General features: G+C 57.4%; 3 protein-coding genes. 2 read left to right on the top strand and 1 reads right to left on the bottom strand.

Annotation, left to right across the window (positions count from 1 at the left end; translation table 11 throughout):
* The first annotated feature begins 100 nt into the window (after window positions 1-100).
* A complete protein-coding gene (locus HMPREF2724_RS02225; RefSeq protein WP_070587060.1) occupies window positions 101-790 on the top strand; it encodes an alpha-ketoglutarate-dependent dioxygenase AlkB family protein in 690 nt (229 codons plus the stop codon).
* 31 nt (window positions 791-821) lie between these two features.
* A complete protein-coding gene (locus HMPREF2724_RS02220) occupies window positions 822-1,367 on the top strand; it encodes an NADPH-dependent FMN reductase (protein WP_061919953.1) in 546 nt (181 codons plus the stop codon).
* 126 nt (window positions 1,368-1,493) lie between these two features.
* Here the strand turns inward: HMPREF2724_RS02220 and HMPREF2724_RS12580 are convergent.
* Window positions 1,494-1,666, bottom strand: a 173-nt coding sequence (locus HMPREF2724_RS12580; RefSeq protein ID WP_141748314.1) for an aldehyde dehydrogenase family protein, incomplete at its 5' end; no start/stop codon positions are given.

Raw genomic sequence — 1,666 nt, 5'->3', positions numbered from 1 at the left:
TTTTTCCCAGGTGCCGAATTGCTCGAGGTTCATGGGGATTTAGTCTAGTCGCGTGAAAGGGACGTCTTGTGTGCTGCGGACGGACATGTACTCTTGGGCCATGCTTTTCGACGTCTCTCGCCCCGCCGTCCAGGTCGCGCCGGGCGTGGCGCATCTGCCAGGATGGTTGTCCGTGAGCAGCCAAGAAGCGTTGGTTTCTGCTGTTCGTGAGGTGGCGCGGGCTTATGCGGGCACGCCGATGGCGATGTATCGCCCACGTTTGAAGTCGGGGCAGATGAGCGTGCATCAGCTGCATTTGGGCAGGTTCTGGCATTACGAGACCTATCGTTACGTGGACAATATTGAGGGGACTCGAGTGCCGCCGATGCTGGAATCGTTGCGGGAGCTGGCGTCTCCGGCACTGCGCGCGGCTGCCGAGGTCGCGCCCGAGTTAGCGCCATGGGCTGAGAGCTTTGTTCCTGAGATGGCGTTGGTGAATTACTATCCACCGGGCTCGGGGATGGGCATGCACGTCGACGATTTTGAGGAATCCTTGGCGCCGGTAATTTCTCTATCCATTGGTGATGAAGCGCTGTTTCGGATGGGCAATACGGAAAACCGCAATAAGCCCTGGGATGACGTTCTGCTTGGTTCAGGGGATCTGATTGTCTTTGGCGGACCGAAGCGGCTGGCCCATCACGGTGTGGTGCGGGTTAATGACGCAACGTTGCCAGAAGGATGTGGTCTGCGGGAAGGGCGAATCAATATCACTATTCGCCAAGTTGACGCGCGTGCTAGTCTTTCTTGTTGACTAATCAACAAAACGAAAGAGGGTTATTCCCATGGCAAAGATTGGCATCGTTCTCGGCTCTACTCGCGACGATCGTGCAGGCGAGGCAATCGCAAACTGGGTTGGTGACTTGGCTAAAGGCCGCAACACCGGCGTTGAATACGAAGTAATTGATCTCAAGGCATTCAACGTTCCGATCATGACCACCTCCGTCATCCCGATGGCGGCGAACAAGAGCTATGACGACGCCAACGTTCAGGCTTGGTCCGATGCCATCGATTCTTGCGATGGCTACGTCTTTGTCACCCCTGAGTACAACCACTCCGTGCCGGGTCCGTTCAAGAACGCCTTCGATTCCTTGGGCGCCGAGTGGGTAAACAAGTCCATCGCTTTCGTGGGTTACAGCTTCTCCGGCGGCATTCGCGCAGTTGAGGCATGGCGCCTAGCAGTGGCTAACTTCTCCATGAAGCAGCTGCGCACTCAGGTAGAGGTCAACCTCATCACCGACATGAACGAGGGCGCCTTCGCGCCAGCTGACTTCAAGATTGGCCTCGTGGACAACATGTTGGCTGAGCTTGAGGATTCCATCGCGAGCTAGAAACCGATCCTTCCGAGGTCACTATCTCGCGGGAAGTCTGCGTGCTCGACGGTGCGCTGGGTGGCTTCGCTTCCAGCGCACCTTTACATCGACACGATGACCATCAAGCCACGTACGCAGAGTTAATTACTGCAAGCCGAACTGGTCCCAAGCCGCAGGGGCCAGGTTCTGGTAGACGTGCTTGTGCTCCTGGTACTCGGCCAAGCCGGTGGGGCCAAGCTCGCGGCCATTGCCGGACTGCTTGAAGCCGCCCCACTCTGCCTGCGGCAGGTACGGGTGGAAGTCGTTGATCCAGATGG

Source organism: Corynebacterium sp. HMSC071F07 (assembly GCF_001810285.1).
Classification (GTDB): Bacteria; Actinomycetota; Actinomycetes; order Mycobacteriales; family Mycobacteriaceae; genus Corynebacterium; species Corynebacterium simulans.
This window is presented reverse-complemented; position numbering and strand designations above follow the sequence as displayed.